The sequence below is a fragment of the Tahibacter sp. genome, assembly GCF_032229445.1.
Lineage (GTDB): Bacteria > Pseudomonadota > Gammaproteobacteria > Xanthomonadales > Rhodanobacteraceae > Tahibacter.
Genome location: NZ_JAVTWC010000138.1, coordinates 1 through 23,639 on the forward strand (window position 1 = coordinate 1; position 23,639 = coordinate 23,639).

The 23,639-nt window shown below is 65.8% G+C and carries 18 protein-coding genes; 14 read left to right on the plus strand and 4 right to left on the minus strand.

Features of this window, described 5'->3' with window-relative positions:
• Positions 1-182: 182 nt before the first annotated feature.
• Positions 183-2,189: a hypothetical protein gene (locus RUU78_RS25370; protein WP_313920668.1), complete on the plus strand. Its 2,007-nt coding sequence runs from the start codon at positions 183-185 to the stop codon at positions 2,187-2,189.
• A 13-nt stretch (positions 2,190-2,202) separates the two neighbouring features.
• Here RUU78_RS25370 and RUU78_RS25375 read toward each other — a convergent pair whose 3' ends face one another.
• Positions 2,203-6,330 carry a glycosyltransferase gene (locus RUU78_RS25375; RefSeq protein WP_313920670.1) on the minus strand — a complete coding sequence of 1,376 codons (4,128 nt, stop codon included), beginning with the start codon at positions 6,328-6,330 and terminating at the stop codon, positions 2,203-2,205.
• Positions 6,331-6,404: 74 nt separating this feature from the next.
• On the minus strand, positions 6,405-7,355 hold the full coding sequence (locus RUU78_RS25380; protein WP_313920672.1) for a UDP-glucuronic acid decarboxylase family protein: 951 nt from the start codon (positions 7,353-7,355) through the stop codon (positions 6,405-6,407).
• 147 nt (positions 7,356-7,502) lie between these two features.
• On the opposite strand from RUU78_RS25380, the gene RUU78_RS25385 reads away from it, so the two are divergent.
• From RUU78_RS25385 to RUU78_RS25445, 13 genes are all read left to right on the plus strand, one after another.
• A complete protein-coding gene (locus tag RUU78_RS25385; RefSeq protein WP_313920673.1) occupies positions 7,503-10,205 on the plus strand; it encodes a hypothetical protein in 2,703 nt (900 codons plus the stop codon).
• Positions 10,202-11,080 (plus strand): UbiA family prenyltransferase, encoded by an 879-nt coding sequence (locus tag RUU78_RS25390; protein WP_313920675.1) that lies wholly within the window; start codon positions 10,202-10,204, stop codon positions 11,078-11,080. Before RUU78_RS25385 ends, RUU78_RS25390 begins: the two co-directional genes overlap by 4 nt.
• A gap of 44 nt (positions 11,081-11,124) precedes the next feature.
• The gene (locus tag RUU78_RS25395; RefSeq protein ID WP_313920677.1) at positions 11,125-11,841 is read left to right on the plus strand and encodes a glycosyltransferase family 2 protein; all 717 of its coding nucleotides are present in this window, start codon (positions 11,125-11,127) and stop codon (positions 11,839-11,841) included.
• A 213-nt stretch (positions 11,842-12,054) separates the two neighbouring features.
• On the plus strand, positions 12,055-12,861 hold the full coding sequence (locus tag RUU78_RS25400; RefSeq protein ID WP_313920679.1) for a hypothetical protein: 807 nt from the start codon (positions 12,055-12,057) through the stop codon (positions 12,859-12,861).
• 118 nt (positions 12,862-12,979) lie between these two features.
• On the plus strand, positions 12,980-13,816 hold the full coding sequence (gene trmY, locus RUU78_RS25405; RefSeq protein WP_313920681.1) for a tRNA (pseudouridine(54)-N(1))-methyltransferase TrmY: 837 nt from the start codon (positions 12,980-12,982) through the stop codon (positions 13,814-13,816).
• Between the two features lie 466 nt (positions 13,817-14,282).
• Complete coding sequence (locus tag RUU78_RS25410) at positions 14,283-14,840, plus strand: RNA polymerase sigma factor (protein WP_313920683.1); 558 nt, start codon at positions 14,283-14,285, stop codon at positions 14,838-14,840.
• Positions 14,837-15,217, plus strand: a complete 381-nt coding sequence (locus RUU78_RS25415; protein WP_313920685.1) for a DUF6768 family protein — start codon at positions 14,837-14,839, stop codon at positions 15,215-15,217. The genes RUU78_RS25410 and RUU78_RS25415 overlap by 4 nt, the downstream gene beginning before the upstream one ends.
• A 121-nt stretch (positions 15,218-15,338) precedes the next feature.
• Positions 15,339-15,767 carry a hypothetical protein gene (locus RUU78_RS25420; RefSeq protein ID WP_313920687.1) on the plus strand — a complete coding sequence of 143 codons (429 nt, stop codon included), beginning with the start codon at positions 15,339-15,341 and terminating at the stop codon, positions 15,765-15,767.
• A gap of 204 nt (positions 15,768-15,971) precedes the next feature.
• Entirely contained in the window at positions 15,972-16,514 is a 543-nt protein-coding gene (locus tag RUU78_RS25425) for a hypothetical protein (RefSeq protein WP_313920688.1), read from the plus strand.
• A gap of 208 nt (positions 16,515-16,722) precedes the next feature.
• Positions 16,723-17,652: a hypothetical protein gene (locus RUU78_RS25430; protein WP_313920689.1), complete on the plus strand. Its 930-nt coding sequence runs from the start codon at positions 16,723-16,725 to the stop codon at positions 17,650-17,652.
• Positions 17,653-18,076: 424 nt separating this feature from the next.
• A complete protein-coding gene (locus RUU78_RS25435) occupies positions 18,077-18,589 on the plus strand; it encodes a DUF2975 domain-containing protein (protein ID WP_313920690.1) in 513 nt (170 codons plus the stop codon).
• A gap of 1 nt (position 18,590) precedes the next feature.
• Positions 18,591-18,839 carry a helix-turn-helix transcriptional regulator gene (locus RUU78_RS25440; protein ID WP_313920691.1) on the plus strand — a complete coding sequence of 83 codons (249 nt, stop codon included), beginning with the start codon at positions 18,591-18,593 and terminating at the stop codon, positions 18,837-18,839.
• 114 nt (positions 18,840-18,953) lie between these two features.
• Positions 18,954-19,415 (plus strand): hypothetical protein, encoded by a 462-nt coding sequence (locus RUU78_RS25445; protein ID WP_313920693.1) that lies wholly within the window; start codon positions 18,954-18,956, stop codon positions 19,413-19,415.
• Positions 19,416-19,496: 81 nt separating this feature from the next.
• Here RUU78_RS25445 and RUU78_RS25450 read toward each other — a convergent pair whose 3' ends face one another.
• Both RUU78_RS25450 and RUU78_RS25455 read right to left on the minus strand, forming a co-directional pair.
• Positions 19,497-22,661 (minus strand): hypothetical protein, encoded by a 3,165-nt coding sequence (locus tag RUU78_RS25450; protein ID WP_313920694.1) that lies wholly within the window; start codon positions 22,659-22,661, stop codon positions 19,497-19,499.
• Between the two features lie 222 nt (positions 22,662-22,883).
• Positions 22,884-23,570 carry a hypothetical protein gene (locus RUU78_RS25455; protein WP_313920695.1) on the minus strand — a complete coding sequence of 229 codons (687 nt, stop codon included), beginning with the start codon at positions 23,568-23,570 and terminating at the stop codon, positions 22,884-22,886.
• Positions 23,571-23,639 lie beyond the last annotated feature (69 nt).

Sequence of the window (23,639 nt, forward strand, 5' to 3'; positions counted from 1 at the left end):
CGATCCGCTCCGGTCCTGGCTGGAGGCGACCGGGCAGCCGCTCAGCAACGGCGCGGTGCTGGTGGCGCTGCTGATGCTGCCGAAGACCATCGCCGACCTGGCGGCGCTGGGCGGCGTCCCGTCCCGGAACCAGCGGGCGGGCATCGACTCCGCCCCCTGATCGCTGGGTTTATCGTGGCGGCGTGCCCGCCCTCCCCGCCTCCGCCCTCCGCGTCGCGGCCGCCGGGGTGGTGATCGCGCTCGCCGGCATGTACATGCATGCCGCCGCTGGCCGCCGGCGAGCGCTGTGGCTGCTGCTCGTCGTCGCAGCGCTATACCTGTCCACCATCTTGCTCATCAAGATGAGCACCCTGCTGCTCATCGTGGCCTGCTGGCTCGCCGGCACCATCGTGCTGCTGCGCGCTCGCCTGCGGTACCACGCGGTCGCCTGGCTGCTGCTCGTTCCGGTCTGTTCGCTCGCGCTATGGCTCGCGAGCGGCCAGCGCTTCGGCGACCTCCTCCCCTTCGTCGCCACCGTGTTCGAAATCTCGCGCGGCTACACGGCGGCAATGGGCAGTTTTCCGCCGTTGAAATACGACCTCTACGGCTTGGCCGTCGTGGGCGGCAGCGGCGGCGCAGTGCTATGGGCCGCATGGCGCGCCCGTCGCGACGTATCCCGCCTTGCGTGCATCGCGCTCTGCGGCCTTACGATCTTCGTCGCGTGGCGTGCCGGCTTCACGCGGGCCGATACACACGTCGTCATCTTCGTTCTGACAGCCTGGCTCGTGCTGCCACTGCTGCCGTCGGTGACGCCAGCGGCGACGTCCTGGCTGCGCGCGGCGAGCATGGTCCTGGCTGTGGCGGCGGCGCCGATCGCCGATCGCGCCTTCAATCCCGGCATCGGTCACCAGCACGGCGAGCTGGCGGTCGCGAGTCTGCGCACGCTGAGGAGCAACGTCGGACTGCTCGCGCGTCCGCTCACCTACCGGCCCTTGCTCGTGGCGACGCTGGACCGCGAACGCGTCCGGCTCGATTTGCCGCAGACGCGCGCAACCGTCGGTTCGCGCAGCATCGACCTCGTCGGCACGCAGCAGGGCGTGGTCCTCTTCAATGGCCTCGCGTACCGGCCGGCGCCGGTGTTCCAGGGCTATGGTGCGTATACGCCGCGCCTGCAGCGGTTGAACGCCAAGGCGTACAGCGGCCCGGACCGCACGGATTTCGTGCTCCTGGCATATTCGCCGATCGACGGCAATCTGCCGACGAGCGAAAACGCACTCGCCTTCACGACCTTGTATCGCAATTACCATCCGGTACTCGTGGAAAAATCCTATCTGCTGCTCGAGAAGAGCGCCGCGTCCGCGCCGCCGCCGCAGCCGGCGGAAGCGGGCTGGCAGCACGCGACGTGGGGCGAATGGACAGCCCTGCCGACGACGCCGGAAACCGTCGCGGTGCTGGCGGTGCGTTCCGAACTCGCCGTCGCGGGCAAAGCCGTGGCCACCCTGCTGCGCGAGCCGGGGCAGTTCATCGAGCTGGAACTCGCCGACGGCTCGACCCGACGCTTCCGGCTCGTACGCGGCGCGGCATCCGGCGGGTTCCTGGTCTCGCCGCTGGTGCAGTCGCTCGACGACTATGTGCGCCTGTTCGTCGACGCCGACCTGCCCGTCGTGCGGCGGTTCCGGCTGGTCCCGCAGAGCGATGCGATGCGCCCGCTGTTCATCGACGACATCCAGTGGAACGTGACGCAACTGCCGCGCCGGCCCCGCGACGAACTGTCGGCGGCCATGCTCGATGCGCTCTATCCCGGCTTCTCGCACCGGCCACACGCCGTGACCCGTGGTGCTCACGCCATCGACGTACAAGGACGTCGCGCACTGTTCCTCCACAGCCCTTCGCAGCTGACGTTCAAGCCCGGCGCCGGCGCCTATGTCGTCTCCGGCGAGATCGGCATCGTCCTCGACGCATTTTCGAGTGACCGCTGCAGCAGCGGCGACGGCGTGGAGGTCAGGATTTCCGGTGGCGCCGGCGCGACGCCTGGGTATCCGTACAACCCGTTTGCCGACGCCGCGCTGCGCCCCGCGCGCCGATTCGAACTCGGCCCTGTGGATGTCGCTGCGGACGGCGTACTGACAGTGGACGTGTCGCCGGGTCCGGCGAACAACGCCGACTGCGACTGGGCCTACCTGCGCGACGTCCAGATTCGTGCTCGCTAGCCGCTGGTTGAAATCAGTCGCGCCGTTTCAACTGGATCTCTGCGAGCCGCGCCGACACCGCCGCGAGACTCGTCGTGGTCGAAAGGCGCTGGCTCACACTTTCCTTCGCGGATTCACCGATCTGTCGCGCATACACCGGATCGTCGGCCAGTCGCGTCAGGTAAGCAGCGGCCTGGTCGATGTCCGGCTCGGCCCAGTGCTGGCCTTGCCAGGCCGGATACTCGCCCTCCTCCACCGGGATCAACGAGTAGTCGACGAGGCAGCTGTTGTCCGCATCCATGAACGCGAGGTTGCCGGAGTACGCCGTCGCGACGACCGGTTTGCCCAGCAGCATGCATTCGGCCATGCCCAGGCCCAGCCCTTCGGAACGGTGGAGCGAGACATAGCAATCGCAGCACGCCTGCAACGCCCACATGCCGCGGCGGTCGAGATAACCGTCGCGCACCTCGATGCGATCGTCGCCCGCGGCGGCCTCGGACAGCCGTCGCAACGCGTCAGGGAAGCGTTCGCCATTGGTGGTCTTGATCACCAGACGCACGTCGCGACGGCCATCGGCGAACGCGCGGCGGAACGCGGCAATTACGCCGTCGGCGTTCTTGCGCACGACGAAGGAATTGAAATCGAAACTGAAGAGACAGAGAAAGACGCCCTCGGCCAGACCGAACTCGCTGCGCGAATAGCGCCCGGGCAGATTCACGCCAAGCGCAACCGGCACGATGTGAACGGGCTTGTGCGTGCAGGCGGCGATCGCATCGCGCACGAACGGCGAGCTCACCCAGACTTCGTCGACGAGATCGAGCGCGCCATGCCAGGCTTCGGGAAATTTTTCCAGTTCCCAGAACCAGCAGGCGATGTTGTAGCGCCCGGCGAAGACCGCATCGCCCAACTGCTCGCGCGCGATCGGCATCATGTCCGCGTTGATGCAGAACAGGTTCACGTCGTAGCGGCAGTGTTGCGACAGGAAGCGCTGCATGCTGCGATCCGCCTGGCGGCTGGCGATGCCGGTGTCGAAATTGCGCACGACGAACGGCACTCCTCCGCGCTGCAGCGCATGCGCATACCGGCGCAGCACCTCGGCAACGCCGAATTCGCCGTGCGCATAGCCCACGAGATTGATGCCCGTCTGGCCTGGTGAAATCGATGTCGGAGCGACTGCGGCATGTCGTCCCGCGATGCGTTCGAGCCGGCGGCGGACGCGATTTCGCGTGCTTTCCGGGATCATGGCGTAGAAGCGGCGCGCCGGACGAAAGCGGTAGCTCCAATTGATCGCGTCCAGGCACAGCGACGCTGCACGCCGTGCTGGTCCCGATGTGAGACGCGATTGCGCCTCGGTGGAGTCCTGCGCGTCATAGGCCCTGAGCGCCGTCAACGCGCCGCGCGCCGGTTCGAGATGCCGCTCCGGAATGCCCATTTCGCGTTGCGCCGCGCGAGCGAACCAGCGGATGAAGCCGCGCCTGCCTTCCGCCCGGCCGAGGTCGAAGGCGTGTTGAAGATCGGCGCGCATTTTCCACGCGGCGTACATCACCCGTGTCATCGGCGCATCGACGCGCGCGGGCAGTTCATCGCAGGGCAGGTCGTACAGCCGCCGATCCATCGCGATCGGGTCACGCTGCGGCTGCGTTGCACCCTTGTCGAAATAGCGCCGGAAGACGGCACGGACGGGATCGCAGATCGGCTCGCCGTCGGCGAATCGGCCGAACGCGTAGGGCTTGATGCGGTGCTCCGCATGGCCGTTGGCGGCGAGGCGATCCAGGTAGTCTGCGTACAGCGGCCGCAGGTTCCCGATCGTCGCCTGCGTGTGGCGATTCTGGTGCTTGGAGAATTGCGCCGGACGATCGAGATCGACGCCGCTGAAGTGAACGAACGCCAGCCGATGCTTGCCGGCGTACCAGTGAGTCCCGTGGCGCGACACCGGTCGCTGCGTCAAATTCCAGTAGGCGAGGTTGTATCCCGGGTCACGCAGGACATGGACGTCCGCAAACAGGCCCGGCACCAGGTCGACCCACTTCTGATCGGTGAACAGGCCCGCGGCAGTGTCGCTGAACGCACCGAATTCCAGGCGATCCGCCCACCAGGCGATCAGGCGGTCGGCCTCGGCGTGAGCGCCGATCGCCACGAATCCGCAGTTATAGGTGCCGCTCGCGAGGATCTCGCGCTCGCCGGGCTGACGATCGTCGTCGACCGGTTCGACGAGATGCGGCGTCAGCACCGCCAGTGCGCCGCCCGCGAATGCGGCTTCGACCTCGATCAGCGGCTCGATCACGAACACGTCAGGATCGAGGTAGACGATGCCGGCGCCCGGATGGCGCCGACGCAGATGGGCGAACGCATACGGCTTGATCGCCGTATTGAATTCCATGATGGTGTAGCGAAACGCGAACGCGTCGAAATCCGGCAGCGCGAGTGCTTCGGCAGGAATCGTGAGGAACGGGGCACCGGCGAGCGCGTCGTCACCTTCATCGCGGTCGGCGAGGATCAGGTACCTCGGCGCGTCGGGATAGTGCGCAGCGACGGACTGCATCAACGTCATGGCGTAAGCCAGATAGTTGCGCGAGGCGATCGTGAAAAACACCGGCAGTCCATTGGATGCAAGCAGCGCCGATCGCCGTTGCCGCGTCGCCTCTTCGCGCGCTTCCTCGAGCGCCTGCGCATACGCCAGCGCTTCGTCGCGGCTCTCTTTCAGCGATTGGGCGTATTCGATGGCGCGGTCACGATCCTGCGCCAGCGATCGGGCGTAGGCAGAGGCGTTGCCGTGCTCCCGCTCGAGCATTTCGACGGTTTCGTCCCTGCGTTGCGCGTGCGCGGCGGCCTCGGCGATGCGGGCATCGCGCGCATCGATTTCGGCGGCGAACCGGGCGTGCGTGGCAGCGCGCTCGCGCTCGCGCTTCGTCTCGATGTCGACGGCGCGGTCGCGCTCCTGCTCCAGCGATCGGGCATAGTCCAAGGCATTGCTGCGTTCCCGCTCCAGCGTTTCGACGGTCTCTTCCAGGCGTCGGGCGTGGACGGTGGCCTCGGCGATGCGCCTGTCGCGCAATTCGATTTCCTCGGCAAACCGGCGATGCATGTCAGCGCGCTCGCGCTCCTGCTTTGCCTCGCTCTCGACGGTGCGGTCGCGATCCTGCTCCAGCGTTCGGGCATAGTCCAAGGCGCTGCTGCGTTCCCGCTCCAGCGTTTCGACGGTTTCTTCCAGGCGTCGCGCATGGACGGTGGCCTCCACGATGCGCGTATCGCGCAAGCCGATTTCGACGGCAAATCGGGCATGCATCTCCGCGCGTTCGATGTCGTGCCGCTGCGCGGCGGTATCGGCGCGCTGGCGCAGATCGTCGAACACGCGCTCCCTGGCAATCAGGCAGGGGCCGAGCAGGGCTTGCGCTGCTGCCAGGGCCTGCGCCGCGGCGTCGAATGCGGGCAACGCCGAATGCGGCGACTCTACCGCCTGCGCGAGGCTTGCGTAGACGTCCGCGCAGATCCCGATCGCACCCTCCGCAGGTCTGCCGGTTTTGTGTCCGCCTGCACCGGTATCGAGGAAATCATCGATCTCGCTGCCTGCTCGCAGCCACTCCGGCCAGTCGACATCGAGCTGCTGGCCCATGCGCGTGAACGCCGCACGCCAGTCAGCCAGCACCTCGTCGAATGCGACGAACGTCCGCGCGTGACCACGCGTGAAGTTTTCCGCCGCCAGCACATAGCGTAGCCATACCGCGATGCCCTGCGCGTGCGGCAATGCGTTGCCGCTGGCTAGCCTGCGCTCGCGCACTTCCAGCGAGGTCGCCACCGCATCGGGATGCCGGAACGGCAGCACGAATCGCGGGACGATAGCCGATAGGCGCATCGCTTCCACCCAGAGCGGAAGAAACAGCGCGATGCGCGGGTCCTTCAGCACGAACAAGGTCGACGTGGGATATTCCTCGGCGAGCAGATCGCGCAGGCGGCCGATCCATTGCCGCGCGACGGCGCTGTCGAACCACTCGGCCGGGAAGTTCACCGGTGAATACAGATCAGAACCGAGTTCCGCGAGCATGCGGTTGTGCACGTCCTGTACCGCACGCGATTCCCAGTGACCGCGCTCGTTGCCGATGTCAGCGGGAATCAGATCCCGGGCGAGCTGCGCGCCCAGCAGGTTGACTATGCGCGTCGTCACCGACGTGCCGCTGCGATGCATGCCCGCGACGATGATCGCCGTGCGTTGCGCTCCCCTGCTTCGCTGCTCGTGCCTCATACGTTCACGCGCGCACGGAAATAGGCGATCGTTTCCCGCAGCCCGTCATCGAGCGGCACCTTGGGTTGCCAACCCAGCGCCTGGCGGGCCAGACCGATATCCGGCCGACGAACTCTCGGATCGTCCGGCGGCAGCGGGAGGTGGACGATCCGCGATGGGCTGCGGGTGAGCCGCAGCACGCGTTCGGCGAGCTCGCGCATGCTCAGTTCTTCGGGGTTGCCCAGGTTGACCGGGCCGGTGAACCCGGCCGGCGACTCCATCGCAGCCAGCATCGCCTCGATCAGATCGTCGACGTAGCAGAACGAGCGTGTCTGGCTGCCGTCGCCGTAGAGCGTGACGTCGTCGCCGCGAAGCGCCTGCACGATGAAATTGCTGACGACGCGGCCATCGTCGACATACATGCGTGGACCGTAGGTGTTGAAGATTCGCACCACTTTGATGTCGAGATCGTATTGACGGCGATAGTCGAAAAACAGCGTTTCGGCGCAGCGCTTGCCTTCGTTGTAGCAGCTGCGCAGGCCGATCGGATTGACCCGGCCCCAGTAGCTTTCGGGCTGCGGATGGACGTCCGGGTCGCCGTAGACTTCGCTGGTCGACGCCTGCAGGATGCGAGCGCGCCGGCGCTCGGCGAGCGCGAGCATATTCATCGCGCCATGCACGCAGGTTCTCGTCGTGCGCACCGGATCGTGCTGGTAGTGAACCGGCGACGCCGGACAAGCGAGATTGAAGATGCGGTCGACCTCGACATCGAGCGGCGCCGTGACGTCGTGATGCAGCAACTCGAAGCGCGGATGCCCCAGCAGCGATGCGATGTTGTCGCGCGTACCGGTGTGGAAATTGTCCACGCAAAGCACGTCGTCGCCACGTCGGACCAGTGCATCGCATAAGTGGGACCCGAGAAAACCGGCACCGCCCGTCACCAGTGTTCTCTGCCCGCTCGGCTGCATCTAAGGTCTGCACTTCTTCCGTGATCAAGCGACCAAGTTACCAAGGCCACCGGACTGTGTCGATCCGCTAAGCTTGCGCGCCATGCGCCCTCATCTCCCATGACCACTGCCGTGCGGCCTGCGCGCCGCTCACGCCTGCGATCGCTGATGGCGCCGCTGATCCTGGCCTTGGCCTGTCTGCTGATCTATAACGCGAACCTGCGCCAGATCGGTGCCGGGGACAGCGTGGCCGCCCGCTACCTGCCGCTGATGCTGTGGCACGACGGCACGCTAGAGCCCGGTACACACGCACGCCTGTTCGCGCACGGTCATCCGATGGCCCTCCCGCGCTACCGGCCAGCGAACGACGACGGGAAAGTCGTCTATTACGAACCGACCGCCTATTGGCTGATCCGCACGCGCGAGCACGAGCTCGCTTCGTTCTATCCGGTGGTGACGCCGTTGCTCGTGGCGCCGCTGTATGCACCCGCGGCCTACTGGCTCGACGCGCGCGGCTGGGAACAGCCGCACGTCGACCGCGTAGCGGAATGGATGGAGAAGCTCGCGGCGTCGATTCTCGCCGCGGCGGCCAGCGTCCTCGTGTTTGTGCTGCTGCGTCGCGAGGGCAACCGATGGGCTCTGCCGCTGGCCCTCGCGTTCGCCTTCGGCACGAATACCTGGATGATTTCCAGCCAGGCCCTGTGGCAACACGGGACCGGGGAATTCCTGATCGCGCTGGCCCTGCTGCTGGTCCTCGCTCCCGCGAGCGCCGCGCGGCTCGCGCTCCTGGGCGTCGTCTGCGTTCTCGTGGCGGCCAATCGACCTCCGGACGCGCTGGTTGCCGCGGCCATCGGGTTGTTCGTCGTATGGCGGGACTGGCGCAGCGCGGCGTGGCTGATCGCCGGTGCTGTCGTCCCGATGGCAGCGCTGCTGTACTACAACGTGGGCTTCATGGGCCATCTCGCCGGCGGATACGGCGTGGTGAAGCCGCCGGTCAATTTCTTCCAGGGCGACTGGTCGGGGCTGGCCGGCTTGCTGGTCAGTCCGGCGCGCGGGCTGCTCATCTTTTCGCCGTTCCTCGCCTTCGTCGTGGTCGGACTGATCCAGCGCCTGCGATCGCCCGACACGCGAGCGCTCGCCATGGTGCTGGCTCTTGCCGTCATCGGCCAGCTCCTGCTCTACGCCCAAGGCGACTGGCGGGCAGGTACCTCGTGGGGACCGCGCTGGCTCACCGATATCCTGCCCATCCTGGTGTGGATGCTCGCGCCTGCGCCGCTCGTTCTGCGCCCTGTGGCACGCGGCCTCTTCGTCGCGACAATCGCCTTTTCGGTCGGCGTGCAGACGGTGGGCGCGTTCTGGTACACCAAGACGAGCGACGAGAAGATTTTCACGGCAGACCCGGCCTCCATGCGCGGCGCATGGGATCTGGAAAACATCCCGTTCATTGCCGAGCTGCGCCATCCGCCGGCAACCGGCGAACTGCTGTGCGACGCGATGGGCACGATCGACCGGATCGGGCAAACGCGGCTGCCTACAGCCGCAACATTGCCCGAGCTGGAACCCGGCGCGGTGCTCGAAGGCTGGGCACTCGCGTGCGCGCGCTCGCCGGCCCAGTTGTTGCTGCTCGTGGATGGCGTCGTCATCGGCGCGACGACGCAGTTCCTGCCGCGCGCGGACGTCGACGAGGCGATGCGCACGCGCGCGCCGACCGGCTGGCGGATTGCCGCGAACCTCTGGGGTGTTGCACCCGGCGAACAGGTGCTGCAGCTCGCCGTTCGCGTCGACCCCAGAAGCGATTTCCGCATCGTGCGCGAGCAGCGCGTGACCGTAAGGCCGCAACGGCTCGCGATGATGGGTGAGGAGCAGTCGCCGCCACTGTCAGCGCCAGCGCTGGAGTCGATAGCCGCACGCGCGAACTCGCTGCTGCGCAAGCATCAGACGGATTACGGCGCCTGGCTCACCGCGCATACCACAAGCCCTCGCTACGAGGCGCCGCAGCCGGAACTCAACACGTTCCTGACCTCGACGCTGGTCGACCTGCTCGCGCCGCTCGCGCAAACGCAAAGCCTCAATGGCGTACTGGACCAGGCGCGCACACATCTCGCCGCACAGATAGAGAGCGACGGCCTCGTGCGCTACCACGGGCTACCGGACGGACCGACGATCGGCACGCTGGGCTGCGCCATCACGCCGGACGCCGACGACACGGCCCTCGTGTGGCGGATCGCCGGCCGCGGCGCCAGCGATCCCCGACGCAAACCCATGCTGGACGTACTCGCGCGCTATCGCGATGCTCGGGGCTTCTACCGCACCTGGCTCGCGCCGCGTAAGGACTATCGCTGCCTCGATCCCGGCAGCGATCCGAACCCGACCGACATCGCCATCCAGCTGCACGTATACCTGATGTTGCGCGAGTTCGATCCGCCGGCAGCACACGCACTGTGCGGCAACCTGCAGCGCTCGTTTCACGACGAAGACATCTGGGTCTATTACGCGAAGTCGGCGCTGCTGCCGTATCTGCGCGTGGCAGAGCTTGGGCAGCGCGGCTGTGCGCTGCCGCCGCCGGTCGAGCGGCTGGCGCTGCCCGTCGCCGGACAGGCAATCTGGAGCGAGGCCGTGCAGGTGCTCGTCGGGATCACGGCATCCCCCGGAAACATCGAGGCGCGCCAGGCGGCGCGCCGCGTGCTCACGCAGCTCGGCGCCGACGACTTCGCGCAGCTGCGCGCCTCGCCACCCCTGCTGTACCACAACGATCTGAGCGCGACGGTACGCCGTTACTACTGGTCGGAGGATGTCGGCTACGCACTGTGGTTGCGCCTCTACGAAGCGGCCGGCATTGACCCCGAACCGACGCCGCGACCCGCGCCATGAGCGAAGCGACGATCCGGCACTACGGGCGCATCGTCCGGCACTTCGCGTCCACGCGGGCGCTGGAAGTGGCCGCGCTGCAGGCGTCGCCGATCCTCGGTATCTTTCTCGGCGGCTACCGCATCGAGCGCGACGGGATCATCGCGCCCGGCTTGCTCGCACTCGGCAGCTGCGCGCTCACAGCGCATATCTTCGTCTTCAACGACTGGGCCGGGCATGAAAGCGATCTGCGCGACCCGCTGCGCGCGCCGCATGTGTTCAGTCGCGAAGGCATAGTCAGGCGCGAAGTCGGATGGACTGCGAGCGTGCTCCTCGTACTCGCTATGGTTGCGTTCGCCGCTGTCAGCGCGGCCGCGTTGCTGTTCGGCGCCGCAATCGCCGCGCTCGGGTTCCTGTACTCGGGCTCACCGGTGCTTGGCAAGAACACGCCCGTCGCCTCGTCGATCAATCATCTGGTCGGCGGCACGCTGCACTTCCTGCTCGGCTATACGCTGGCCCACACACTCGACTCGACCGGAGTCGGCATCGGCCTGTTCTTCGGCCTGGTGTTCGCAGCAGGCCACCTCAATCAGGAAGTGCGCGACTTTGACGGCGATCTCGTCAACGGGATACGTACGAACGCCGTGGCATTCGGTCGCCGGCGCGCGTTCCTCGCGAGCCTGGTCACGTTCACGGCGGCCTATGCGATGCTGACCGGGCTCGCCGCCTTTAGCGTTCTGCCGAGGCTGTTGCTATGGAGCCCCGTCGCCTGGCTCCTGCACCTCGCGTGGTCGCTGCGCGCGTTGCGGCGCGGACTGAGTTTCGAGACCGCGGTGTGGATGCAACGGCGGTACCGATGCCTGTACGCGCTGGTAGGACTCGTGATGCTGGCCGGATGAAAGCCGCTACCGATACGTCGCTCGGAGCCGAGGGAACGATGCCGATGAAATTGTCCGTCGTGATTCCCTGCTACAACGAGGAGCGCACCATTCGCGCGCTCGTCGACGCCGTGCGCCTGTCGCCCTACGCGACCAAGGAAATCATCATCGTCGACGACTGCTCGCGCGACGGGACGCGAGCTATCCTCGAGACGCAGATCGCACCGCTGGTGCAGCAGATCCTCTATCACGATATCAATCAGGGCAAGGGCGCGGCACTGCGCACGGGCATCCGCGCCGCGACCGGCGACATCGTGATCATCCAGGACGCCGACCTCGAATACGATCCGGACGACTATCCGCTGCTGGTGGAGCCGCTGTTGACGGACTGCGCCGACGTCGTCTTCGGCACGCGCTTCGGGGATGGACGACCGCCTCGCATGCGCGTTCGGCACTGGATCGGCAACCAGGTGCTCACGCGGCTGTCGAACGTGTTCACCGGCCTGCATCTGACGGACATGGAAACCTGTTACAAGGTTTTCCGTCGCGAGATCATCCAGGGTATCCGGATCGAGGAAGACCGGTTCGGCTTCGAGCCGGAAGTCACCGCCAAGGTCGCGCGAGCCGGGTGCCGTATCCAGGAAGTCGGGATCTCCTACTGCGGCCGAAGCTATGCCGAAGGCAAAAAAATCGGCTGGAAGGACGGCCTGCGTGCACTCTGGTGCATCGTGAAATACAGCCCGTCGATTCGCGAAAGGCTGCGTGAGCGGCGCGCCGCCTGACGGTGCGCCGCCGCGGGGCGCAATGCGCCCGGTCCGAAGAGCCGGTCGGAGTCTTTTTCCACGCACGCACACTGACCGCGCGGACCGTCGCGCGGCGCCGGCTGGTCATTTATAGGCTTGGTGAAAAATGCTAAAACCTCGCAGAATCCTGCCACCACGAGGAACGACGCCATGAACACCGGAGTACATCGTCTGCTGGGATGGCTTGCGCTCGTGCTTCTGGCCGGCTCCGCCGCAGCCCAGAATCCCGCCACCTGCACGCAGAACTGTCCAGCCCCGTACGTGCCGAACGAGTTCTGGACGACGGAATACGGGCCCGCGGCGGCCAATATCGTGCTCTCGCCGACCAATTTCCTGGCCTGCTCGTCGACTTCCTACGCGCTGTGCTATTACTCAGGGCCAGACGCCGCGCCGAAGAAGAAGCGTGGTGTCGCGGCCCTGCCCTCTCTGCCCTGCACCATTTCCGCGGAGGACGCGAACATCGCGGACTGCCGCTGCTATGCCGAATCGGGCAACTCGTATGTGGACATCCATTCGATCCGCAACACCGAGGCCTATATCGAAACCGTCCGTGTCTGCGGACTGAATGGCGAGAAGTGCCGCAACCTGGCGTCCGACGAATTGCCCGGCCGCATCGCGTCCGCGACAGGCGCAACGCCGCCGACCCTGCCGACCGCGCCCGTCTGCGACTACCTACAGGCGGATGCCAGCGGCAAGGCGCCCATGGCACCGGATGCCGAACTGGTCTCGACCTTCAGCTTTGCACGCGCGAAGAGCTACGGGGTCCAGCAGACCGATTGCCCCAACGCAGCGCCCTATGCCGGCTGCATGACGGCCTCCTGCACGGTCGAGCGCGACGGCAAGGGCAAGCCGACCGGATTCGCGAACTGCCGCTGCCCGATCTACACCGGGCCTTACCAGATCGGTCAGGCCGGTGCGTCGTGCAGCGCCGGTGACGGCAATGTCTGGTCGGCGGCGTATGCCCCGCCGTCGACGGGCAGCGGCCACTCCGGAAAGTAGTCCGGCGCACCGGCGTGGTGCTGGGTCACCGTATCCGCGGTTCATCGGGGCTCATGCGCGAACGGCGGGTATCACGTCCGAGAGCAGACCAGAACTACAGGGCAGCGCTGGCCCTGCGTTGGGCACCGCACCGGTCGCCGAGATACCCTTCTGCTGCCACGGACTTTCGCGCCCGGCCTCGACAGCCGGAGCGATTCCCGATGCGCGGCGCGGAGTCACTCGTCGGTTCGGGAGGCAATGCAACCTCGTAGCTGCGTCGCAAGAATCGCAACGTCGAAACGCCGGCATCGGTCGAGGCCGTGGTGCAGTCCGGCGCACGTCATCGATCCACTTCCGGGATAAGTCAATGGTCACGACGAACAGGCGAACGTTTGTACTCCGAGCGCGCGCGGCACCCACGGACAGCGCGAAGCTGCTGGCCTCCGTCGGCAAGGAAGCGCATGCCGAAATCCTCGCGCACACGCTGATGAATGCGATCTTCGTGGCGCAGTCGCACCGGGCGGATGTGGTGGTGTATCTGGTGCTCGAAAGCACCCAGGACTTCTCCCGCACGATTCGCTTCGAATCCGGCGCGATGCATGACATCGGTGGCTTTCACGAACAGGCGCTGCTCGGCAAGGTCGCGAAGGCCCTGGATGTATCCAAAGGAATGGGCAAGGACGAGACGCGGCCGGTGGAGACGGGGGTCATCGTGCGCACCGTCAGCTTCGAACGGCTGGTGCAGGAAATCGCCGAGACGCTACCGCTCTACGTCATGGACCGGAAAGGCACATCGATACGCGAACAGGCATTTGCGGCCGATCCCTGTTTCCTGTTGACCGACCACATTCCGATGCCGAAGAAGACGTTCCACAGCCTCGAACGCCTGGGCGCAAAGAAGATCTCGCTGGGATCGAAGATGCTGTTCGCCTCGCAGTGCGTCGTGCTGATTCATCACGAGCTGGACCTGCGATAGCGTTCGATGCCGGTCGACGTCGCTCCGATGTCGCCGGCCGTTGAACCACGCGTCCGAATTCGAGTCCCTCCCCGTGTCCGCCGTCAACAAGTGCTGTCGTTATGTCGCCTGGATGATCTTCGTCCACGGGCGTCCCGACGATCAGTTCGGACCGACGATCGGCCAGATAGCGTGCAAGTATCCGTTCGCGCACCACCTTGCCAACGGCCCGCGTGCCGAGGTCGGCGACCTTGCACCATGCCGTGCTGCCCATTCGAACCACCGCGCGCCACCCTGTCGTGCCGTCAGCACGGTCAGGCGAAACCTCACGGTGCCGTACGTCGAGTCGTGAGCGTCAGCGCATCCCATTTGAGCCTCATGCTTGGGCAGTGCCGATAGCTGCCGCCGGTCAATCCCGCTGCGGATTGAACCAATCGCCCCTCGGCGTCGCACCTGTATTCCGTGTTCCAGAGGATGGCCGCCTGACGTGACGCGGGACAGCGAACGAATCTACGACGAGTTTCTGGTCGCCGCGGCGATCACCGGCGATCGGCCGGCGCTGCGGCGGTTGGTGACTCGCTGGCAACCGAGGTTGTGGCGTCATGCGTGGCGGGTGCTGGGTGACGCCGATCGCGCCAAGGACATGGTGCAGGAGGCGAGGATGGAGATCCTCAAGGGGCTAGGACGGCTCGACGACGTCGCGGCGTTTCCCGCGTGGGCCTACCGCATCGTGACGCGACGTTGTCAGCGGGCTTTCCTCGTTGACGACCGCAGTTTACTGGTGTCCGAAGACAGCGAGCCCGGGCATCTGCTGGAAACGCCAGACCACGCCTCCGGGGAGTTCGCCGCCGAACTGTCCATCGTAGTGGAAGCCCTCGGCCGATTGCCGGCGTCACAACGTGCGGCGATGGCCCTGTTCTATCTCGAACAACTCAGTGTGGCGGAGATTGCCATCGCCACGGACGTCCCACCGGGCACGGTCAAGACCCGGCTCATGCATGCGCGGCGCAAAGTACGCGCGATTTTGGAAGGAGAAGAATCGTGAGCAAGTTTGACGATCTCATTGGCCAGGCGCTGACGGAAGAAGACCGTGCGTTGCTGGCAAGCCACGCCGAACCAGGCTATCTGGCCCAGGCGTTCGGGCTGTTCCGCGGTCCCATGGCATGGGTCATGTGGCTGGTCAACATCGCAATCGGCGTTTCGTTCCTGGTCGGCGTCTATGCGCTGTGGCAGATGACGAACACGAGCGACGCGCTACTGGCCGTGAAATGGGGTGTTGGAGCGTTGTTCCTGTTCCAGATCACGACACTGTGCAAGACCTTCATGGGCAACCGCATGGAGGTCAATCGCATGTTGCGGGAGCTCAAGCGCGTCGAGCTGCAACTCTCGCTGCTGCGCGGCGATGCGGGAGCAATCCGGTAGCTGCGCTGCACGGTATCGGCGCCGGACAGTCCGACGCCGATGCGTTCGATGCAGCGACTCGTCTCTGCCGCACGCAGAGCCTTGGCGTTCCGAGGTTGGCCAGCGGCTGCGCCATGGCGCGTTGGTCGACACGCTCACCGATATCGAGGCCGATGTTCGCCTCTTCGTGCTGGGCAAGTGCGGCGAGCATGCGGACTTCGCCACGCTGCACCTGCGCGCCGAGCTGGAGCGCGTCGTGCGCGCCGTGCACCGTCCCGTGCTGTTGGCCTCGCGGGCGTTCACACCGATCCCGCGTTTCGCGATCGCCTATGACGGGAGTCCGACCGCGCAGAAAGCCGTGGACCGGGTCGCCGGAAGGCCGCTATTCAAAGGCATGCCGTGCCATCTGATCACGGCCGGCACCGACGATGATGCCACCCGGGCCAAGCAGCGAATCGCTCGGGAGTCCCTCGAACGGGTCGGCTTTGGGGTTCATGCGAGCATTCGATCCGACACCGCTGATCGGCCGCACCGACACGTGCTAAAGGGGCAGGACCGTCGCGGTCTGTGACGCCTGAATTGCTGGCGCGCCCGCCGGTAATGAGGCACGCGGAATCCATACGCGTAGTTCCTGCGCCGCCCCGCCTCCGGGGCCGAATGCACTTCTTGAACGATTCGATAAATCCACTTCGCGTGATCCCTGATTGCCCGGCTACGCGTATGTGAGAAAGCACCCGATAGGGTGCCTCCATCCGCAAACCCTGAGGACCTCGCGATGAACAGCCGAATCCGCCTTCCGACCGCCGCGCTGCTGACGCTCGGCGTGATGCTCTCCCCACTGGCGAGCGCCGACGTTATCACTTCCGTGACCGCCGATTCTGTACCGGTGCCGGTCGGAAATCTGGATGCCGTTTTCATCTCCACGAAGATCGAAAACATCGCCGGACCTCGCTCGCTCGTTATCAGTTACTTCGCGGAATGCCAGGTCGAGCGTGGCCATGTCGAATACGACATCGTCGTGAACCGGAGCATCCTGAACATCACAGCGCGGCAGGTTCCGCCAACCAACGATATCCTCAACGCGCTGTGTTCCAACGACGGCGACACGACCGAAAGCAACCTGCGTGCAAAAAGCGTTGGCATCGTGGTCGCCTGCAGCGTCACGCGGGCGGACGACTACACCGTGAAGGTGCGTGGTCACGTCGAAGGCCCCGGCATGATCGGCCCGGGCTCGGTGGACGACCAGTCGTTGGTCATCGCGCAACACGCGTTTTCGCCAGAACTGCCGCCCTGCGTGTTCGACGTGCCCGGCACCTGATCGGGCGCAGGGAAACGATCGGGCGCGGATGCCCACCACGCTTCGCGAGGATCGCCGTTGACGTCGTCAGCGGCGACGTCGGCCTTCGCGCTACGCGGCGCCGCCGAACTGAAGTCTCCGAACGCCCGGCCGCAGCCCGCCAGGTCAATCAGGCCGCTGGAAACGCATGCACTACGCGGGCGAATTGCTCTGGGCATAGACTCTGCCGATGATCGACCTCCAACCCGTAGGCCAGCTGACGTTCTCCGCGTCGCACGCCGCTGCGCCGGATCACCTCAGCGCCGCCAGCGGCATCGTGGTCGCCGGTCGGTTCCTGTACGTGGTCGCCGACGACGAGCTATACCTCGGCGTATTCGATCTCACCGGACAACACGACGGCATCAAGCTACGACTCTTTCCGGGCGATCTACCGGACGAGGCGAAGGCGCGCAAAGCGCGCAAACGCGATCTGGAAGCGCTGGTACGCTTGCCGCCGTTCCCCAGCCATCGGACCGGTGCGCTGCTCGCGTTCGCGTCCGGCTCCAGACCTAATCGGCAAACCGGAGTCCTGCTGGGTCTGGATGACTCCGGCGCGCCGAGCGGCACGCCACACCGTGTCGACCTTTCGCCGTTGTACGCACCCTTGAAACGACGCTTTCCGGCGCTGAACATCGAAGGCGCGGCGCTGTGCGGCCAGCAGATCGTATTGCTGCAACGAGCCAGTGGCGGCCATCCCGAGAACGCACTGATCCGGCTTCCGCTTGCGGATGTGCTGCATGCGTTGTGCTCGACCGACGCGCTGCACCTGCCCGAGCTGCCCATCGACGTACTGACGATCGACCTGGGCCACATCGACGGCGTTCCGCTGGCTTTCACCGATGCGGCGGCATTGCCCGACGGCCGGCTGGTATTCAGTGCCGTTGCGGAAAGCGTCGACGACACCTACCACGACGGTCCCTGCATCGGTGCGGCGATAGGAGTCCTCGGCGCTGACGGGCAGGTGCAAAGGCTGGAATTCGTGCAGCCCGTGCGGAAGATCGAGGGAATCGACGCGCATCAGGACGGCGCCTTCATACGGTTGCTGCTGGTAAGCGATGCGGATGATCGCAGCAGCCCAGGTGGCTTGTTCGGCGCTACGCTCGCGCCGCAGGGCTTTTGAGCCCTCTGCTTCGCAGCAAGCTGGCGGAGCTTCAGCATCGCCGCGAGCACTGCTGCGACGAGGCTTGCCGCAGATCGAATCCAGATCGCCACGCACGCCTTGGCTGCCTTGATCTTTGTGCACAACAAAGCAAAAGAATCAATTGCTGCAAACGAGCCCTCCGATCCTCGCTACCTGACCAGACCCCTTCCTCGACGCTCAGTGTCGCGCTGCGCATCCTGTCGATGGCTGCATTACGCCATCAATGGTGAAGCGCCGGGCCTGGGCAGTATCGACCGACCTGAGGCGCCTGCGTGGGATCGACCGGCTCGCCCGCCAGAGCAGACAGGCATCATGCGCAGGCATGAGAAATGACCTCTGGCATGCTTGCATATTGTTTATCGATGCGAATAACATCGTTTCACGATATGTCTGGAGGCCGCTCATGACCCGTACCAGCGCCAAAGCCCGTGCCGTCGCCGCGCCGGTCATCCGAGGCCTGACCGTCCTCAATGCGCTGTACGCCCTCGGCCTCGCTGCGCTGCTGGTCTGGAGTTTCTTCATCGACGGCTGGCCGCAGCGGCCGCTCGGGTTCGAGACCGCCAACGCGCATCCGCTGCTGGGTCATGGTCTGCGCGCCATCATCGTCGTGGGTCTGATCGGCGCAGCGATCGTGCAGTCGATCCTGCGACGCCTGCTGGCGATCGTCGATACGGTGCGGGTCGGCGATCCCTTCATCCTCGACAACGCCCGGCGCCTGGATGTGATTGCGTGGAGTGTGGCGGCGCTGGAAGGATTGCGGCTGGTCGTCGCGGCGATCGCGGCGACGGTGTGGGAAGCCGGCCAGATCGATGCGTTCTCGTTCGCACCGTGGCTCTCGGTGCTGCTGCTGTTCGTGCTCGCCGGCGTCTTCGCACACGGTGCGCAGATGCGCGCCGACCTCGAAGGCACGGTGTGACATGCCCATCCTCGTGCGCCTCGACGAAAAGCTGCACGAACGGCGCATGACGCTGACCGAACTGGCGGCGCGCGTCGACATCACCGTGGCCAACCTGTCGATCCTCAAGACCGGCAAGGCCAAAGCGATCCGCTTCTCTACGCTCGAGGCGATCTGCGTCGCGCTCGATTGCCAGCCCGGCGAACTGCTCGAGGTGCGACGGGAGGATCCGACGGACCGAGTCGCTGCGGACACCGACGACGAGCCCTGACTTGCAGCTTCGTTCGAGCCCTTCGCGCCGTTGATCGTCCGGCGCAGCCGTTTCCGGCTTTCGACGAGCGTGCCGCCGAAAACAGCCACCCTTCCCGTCTACCGAGGAATCACCATGGATTTTGCCCGCCCTTTCCGTTCCGACCCGCTACGCCATGAAGGCGTGCGCCCGTTCCAGATCTGGGGACTGCGCGTGTTCTACCTGCTGATGCTGGCATTCGTGGCGCCGACTGCCTGGCGCGTGCTGCTGTCGCACGAGGGCGAGTGGGCGCCGCTATCGGCGGTCGCGTGGGCCGTCTGGGCGACCTATCCGGTGCTCGCGCTGTTCGGCCTGTTCCATCCGCTGCGCTGGCTGCCGATCCTGTTTTTCACGCTGGGCTACAAGGCGATCTGGCTGGCCTTCGTCGCCGTCCCGCTGTGGCGCGCCGGCACGATGGAAGGCTCGTCCGCACAGCCGGTCGCCGAATCCTTCCTCGCGCTGCCGCTGCTCGTGCTGGTGATTCCGTGGGGCTATGCGTGGCGGACCTTTGTCGTCGGCACGCGTGCGGCGCCGGCACTCGCCGGACACCGCGTGTAGCCCGGAAAATCCCTCGATCTGCCTGGCGTCACGGCTCTGCCAGGCGCGTTCCGATGCTGTTCCACATCGTCACATTCCGCACTAGCGCACCGGTGCCGCTGTCGTCACCAGCGGCAACTTCCAGTTCTCGATCCGCGTGCCCTGCCCCGTGTTGAGATGGCTGGTCAGGTAGTACAGCCGCTGGATCTCACTGCTCTGCGCCGGCCCGACCTTGGCGTCGGCGAAGCGCTGCTGCAGGTAGAACGGCGGAATGCTCTGGCTGTACAGCGTGGCGCGTACGCGCGCGATGCGTGCGATATCGCCGGGCGGCAGACGGATTTCATAGCGCACTTCGTCCGCACCGGTCAGCGCCGGATCGGTGTAGTTCGGATCGTTCGCGGCCTCGCCTTCCACTTCGCCAAGGATGCGGATGTATGGCGACGGGTTGGCCAGGAACAGCTTCGGATCGAAGCCCCGCGGTCGCACCCGGTTGTCCTTGACCGGCTGCACGCGGCGCAGGAACGATGTGGTCAGATAGCCGGCCGAATCCTTGATCAGCTCCTGGTAGATCTGCACCTGGTTGCCTTGCGTGATGCGCTGATAGTGCGGCTGGAATTCGCGCTGCGCGACGCCGCTCTCGGTCGGCAGGCGGCGCTCGCTGAGCCCGTCGAGAATGAAGCCGAGCGCATCGGTGCGACCCGACGCCCAGAGCGGCCGGCCGCTTGAATCCTCGGCAATGAATTCAACGAACACGCGACGGAAACCCACGCCCGATGGCAGGAAATGACCGGTCTTGTTGGTCACGCGCACGGTGGCCGCGAGTTGGTCTCCCGCGCGACGCACATCCTTGATCGCGATGTCGGCGGTCTCGTGCCTGGCCATGCGCAGCATCGATTCTGCTGCGGTGATCAGGCCGGGCTGGGTCGTGCTGGCACCCATGTAGTCGATCTGGCGCACGCCGAGCAGCAATGGGAACTGCTGGAACATCTCGTTGAGGAAAACGTTGAGGCCATGCAGCGCGTGACGCGCGTAGTTCGGGCGCGGCGTCAATGTGATGGCTTCGTCGGGCAGGCGGTGCGTGGTCGGGGCGAAGTCGTCCGACTCGATGTTCGCGATCCTGGTGCCGGCCAGGTTCAGCGACTTGTAGTGGCTGGGCATGTGGCAGTCCTGGCACGACTGGAATGTCGCGCCGCGCGCGAACACGCTGTTGGTCCACTCCAGGTGCGTGGTCTGCTCGTAGGTGCTGGTGACCGTGCCGCCGCCTGGCGCATGCACCGTCTGCGGCTGGCCGTCGTTGTCGAGCACAGGCAGCAGGATGTTGTGGCAGCTACCGCACAGGTCGGAACTCTTGATCTGCTCGCCGTGCCCCGGCGTGATGCCGAGCGCGTTCTTCATCGGATCGACGATCACGTCGTCGAACGGGCCGAACAGCGTGTCGTCCGGGCCGGCGACCCAATTGCCGGTGAAACTGGATTCCTTGCCCAGTGCGGTCTTGTCGATGCGATGGCAGACCGCGCAGGAAATGCCGTCGCGCGCGAGATTGCCGTAGCCGTTCGGATCGTCGGCAGCCTGATAGCGCGTGACCATGCCGAGCCGGAATGGATCGCCGAACGGCACCTCGGGCGGCGGCGCGATGGCGAAGAGGTTCTTGCAGCGCGCGTCGGCCTTCTGCGTATCCATCGCAAGCTGGCGCTGACCCATCACGCCGTGGCAATGCAGGCAGGTGTTCTCGATGCATTCGGTCAGCTGCGGCAGGCGGTTGGTCTCGCTCTGCAGCTGCGAGAAAAACACCGGATCGCGCCCGGCCAGGCCCATCGGTGAGGCTCGCCATTCGCTATACATGGAGACATTGATCGCGTTGCCGCTTTCCGGATCATTGATCAGCATGTTCGGTGTCGCGTCATTGGACACGGTCGCATCGTGGCAACCCTGGCACTGGTCCGAAGTGATGAACAGGCCCGGCTTGAGCGCGCCCGCAGTGCGGTGATCGAAGCTCTCGGCCGGCAGATGAAAGCGCCAGGCCGAGGCGAAATCCGTCGGTCCCAAAGTTCCGAACGAGCCGGCGAACTGCGCTGCGGGCTGCGACAGTGGCTGGCTTAAGGCCCAGGCCTGGCGCTGCGCATCGCGCAGCCGGATTTTGTCTTCCGGCGTATTGTGCTCGTCGCCATGCTCGGCGCCGCCACGGTCGTCGAAACCCGGGTCGCGCTGATTGAGCGTGCCGAGAAGCCCGGTCGCCGTCTTCGTCACCACGGGTTCGCTGAAATGCCGGTACAGCAGTCCGGAGGTCAGCACGTTGTCGAGCGAGGCGAAGGTCAGCTCCTTCTCGGCCGAGGCGTGGCAGTTCATGCAGTAGGCGCCGAACAGGCTGTAGGGCGTGACCACGTCGGCGAGCTTCTGGCTCGGCGGCTTGCCCGGCTGCTCGCAGGCAGTATTCGTGAACAGATCACCGGTCGGATACCAGCACGGGTTGTTCGCGGGCCGGTTCGGATCAGGGCCGAAGAAAGCCGGATCGGTCACCGCGCTCGAAGTCAGGATCGGCGGATTGCCGTCGCCGCTGGCCGTCGGATTGGCCCAGTACCAGCCGTCACGCGTCGCGCCGTTGCGCTTGTACATCACGGTCCACGAACCCGGCTCGATCTGCGCGGCCGGCGTGCGGATCACGAGGCACTGCGCGTTCTCGTCAATGTTCAATGCCTGCGCATCGATCGAGCGCATTTCCTTGACGACCATCGCACCGTCCGGCAGCGTGCCATTGCGTCCGCCGCAGAGCCAGTCGGTCACTTCGGGCGAATACCAGACCCGCACCGCCGGATGCACGCCATAACTCTTGCCGTTGGGAAAATCGCCGGCGTAAGGGCCGGTCGGGCGCCAGTCGCGATCGGGAATCCAGCCGAGCTTGCGATACGTGCGATCGCGCAGGAACGTGCGCAGCAGTAGATCGAAACGGTTCTTCGCCGCCAGGTCCGAGATCTCGGCTGGTTGCGCAGGAAACACAGCCCGCTTGCCGCGATGCGGATTGGCCTTGCACCACGCGGCGATGTCCTGCGGCGAAGGCTCCGGCGGTGATTCCGCGCAGACCCACTCCGACGGCGCGTCCGGCGGAAACGGCGGCAGGCGTTGGGGGTGCTGGGTCGGCGCGGATTCGGCCGACTCGGTCTGCGCGAGCGCGGATTCAGTCGATGTGGATTGGGCGAGCGCAGCGGCGCTCGCCAGCGCAACGGCCGCAACGCACAAGACCGCGAGTCCGCAATGGCGCAATGGCTTCATGTCCCCTTCCCCTCGGGCGACCGTGGCTCGCGCCATTAGAGCATGAAGGTTTGCGTTGTGGACAAGCAGAAAAGAAGCGCTGAGCGGGCCTGCGAAATCGCGCATCGCGGTTTCCTTCCCGGTTTGCCTCCGCTCTGCCGTCAGTTTCACGCAGCGGCAGGCGGCAAGAAATGCGAGAGCCGGCTCCAACCTTCCTCAATCTGTGTTGGCACCCCCTCAGACTCAGCGCAGCCGGTAGATGAGTCTGTCGAGTTCGAGCAAGGGCTGCGCCATCGCCGTGTCGATCTGTGGGAACTGCGCGAGCGAAATGATCCACTCGCCGCGCGTCGTCGGCGGATCGGTCGCGGCCTTCCAGGCGGTGAGCATTGCGGCGATCTGCGCAGAAGTCTCCGTCGTGATTGGCTGGATCGTAAGGACGGCCACTGGCAAATAGGCCATCGGTGCGGCATTGGGTTCGGGTGCGGCGTCTGGCAGGAGCAGATAGCCGTACGACACCTTCATCGCCATGTGCTGACCGATGCAGTGCTTTCCGAACACTGTGGTAAAAGCCGCATCGAGCGCGGCGCCCACCGTAGCGCCGAGCGCACTTATGTCGATGTCGTGCTGCCAGCGGTTGTGCGGCATCACGACCGTCGGCGCCTGTACGTTCGCGGTGCGGTAGACGATGTTGCCCGCATCCGGGTCCTGGTCGCCGCAACCGCGATTGCGCACGGCCACCAGCGACGCGCGCGCGCTCTGCAAGCCGGCCACGTCGAGGCCGTCCCAGGTCAGGCCGATGCGCTGCGACGACCCATACGGCGCCGGCGGGTCGAACGCGTAAGTGCGCTCGTCACCCTCCCCTGCGCCGTGGCCCAGATCGACGTTGGCACCGTCCGGTTGCCGATAGTCGACGCAAGGCCATCGGCCCACGGGCAGGGCCTGATCCGAATGGCACTTACTTAACACGCACCGGATGACCCTGCGCGCGAACGATTTGCC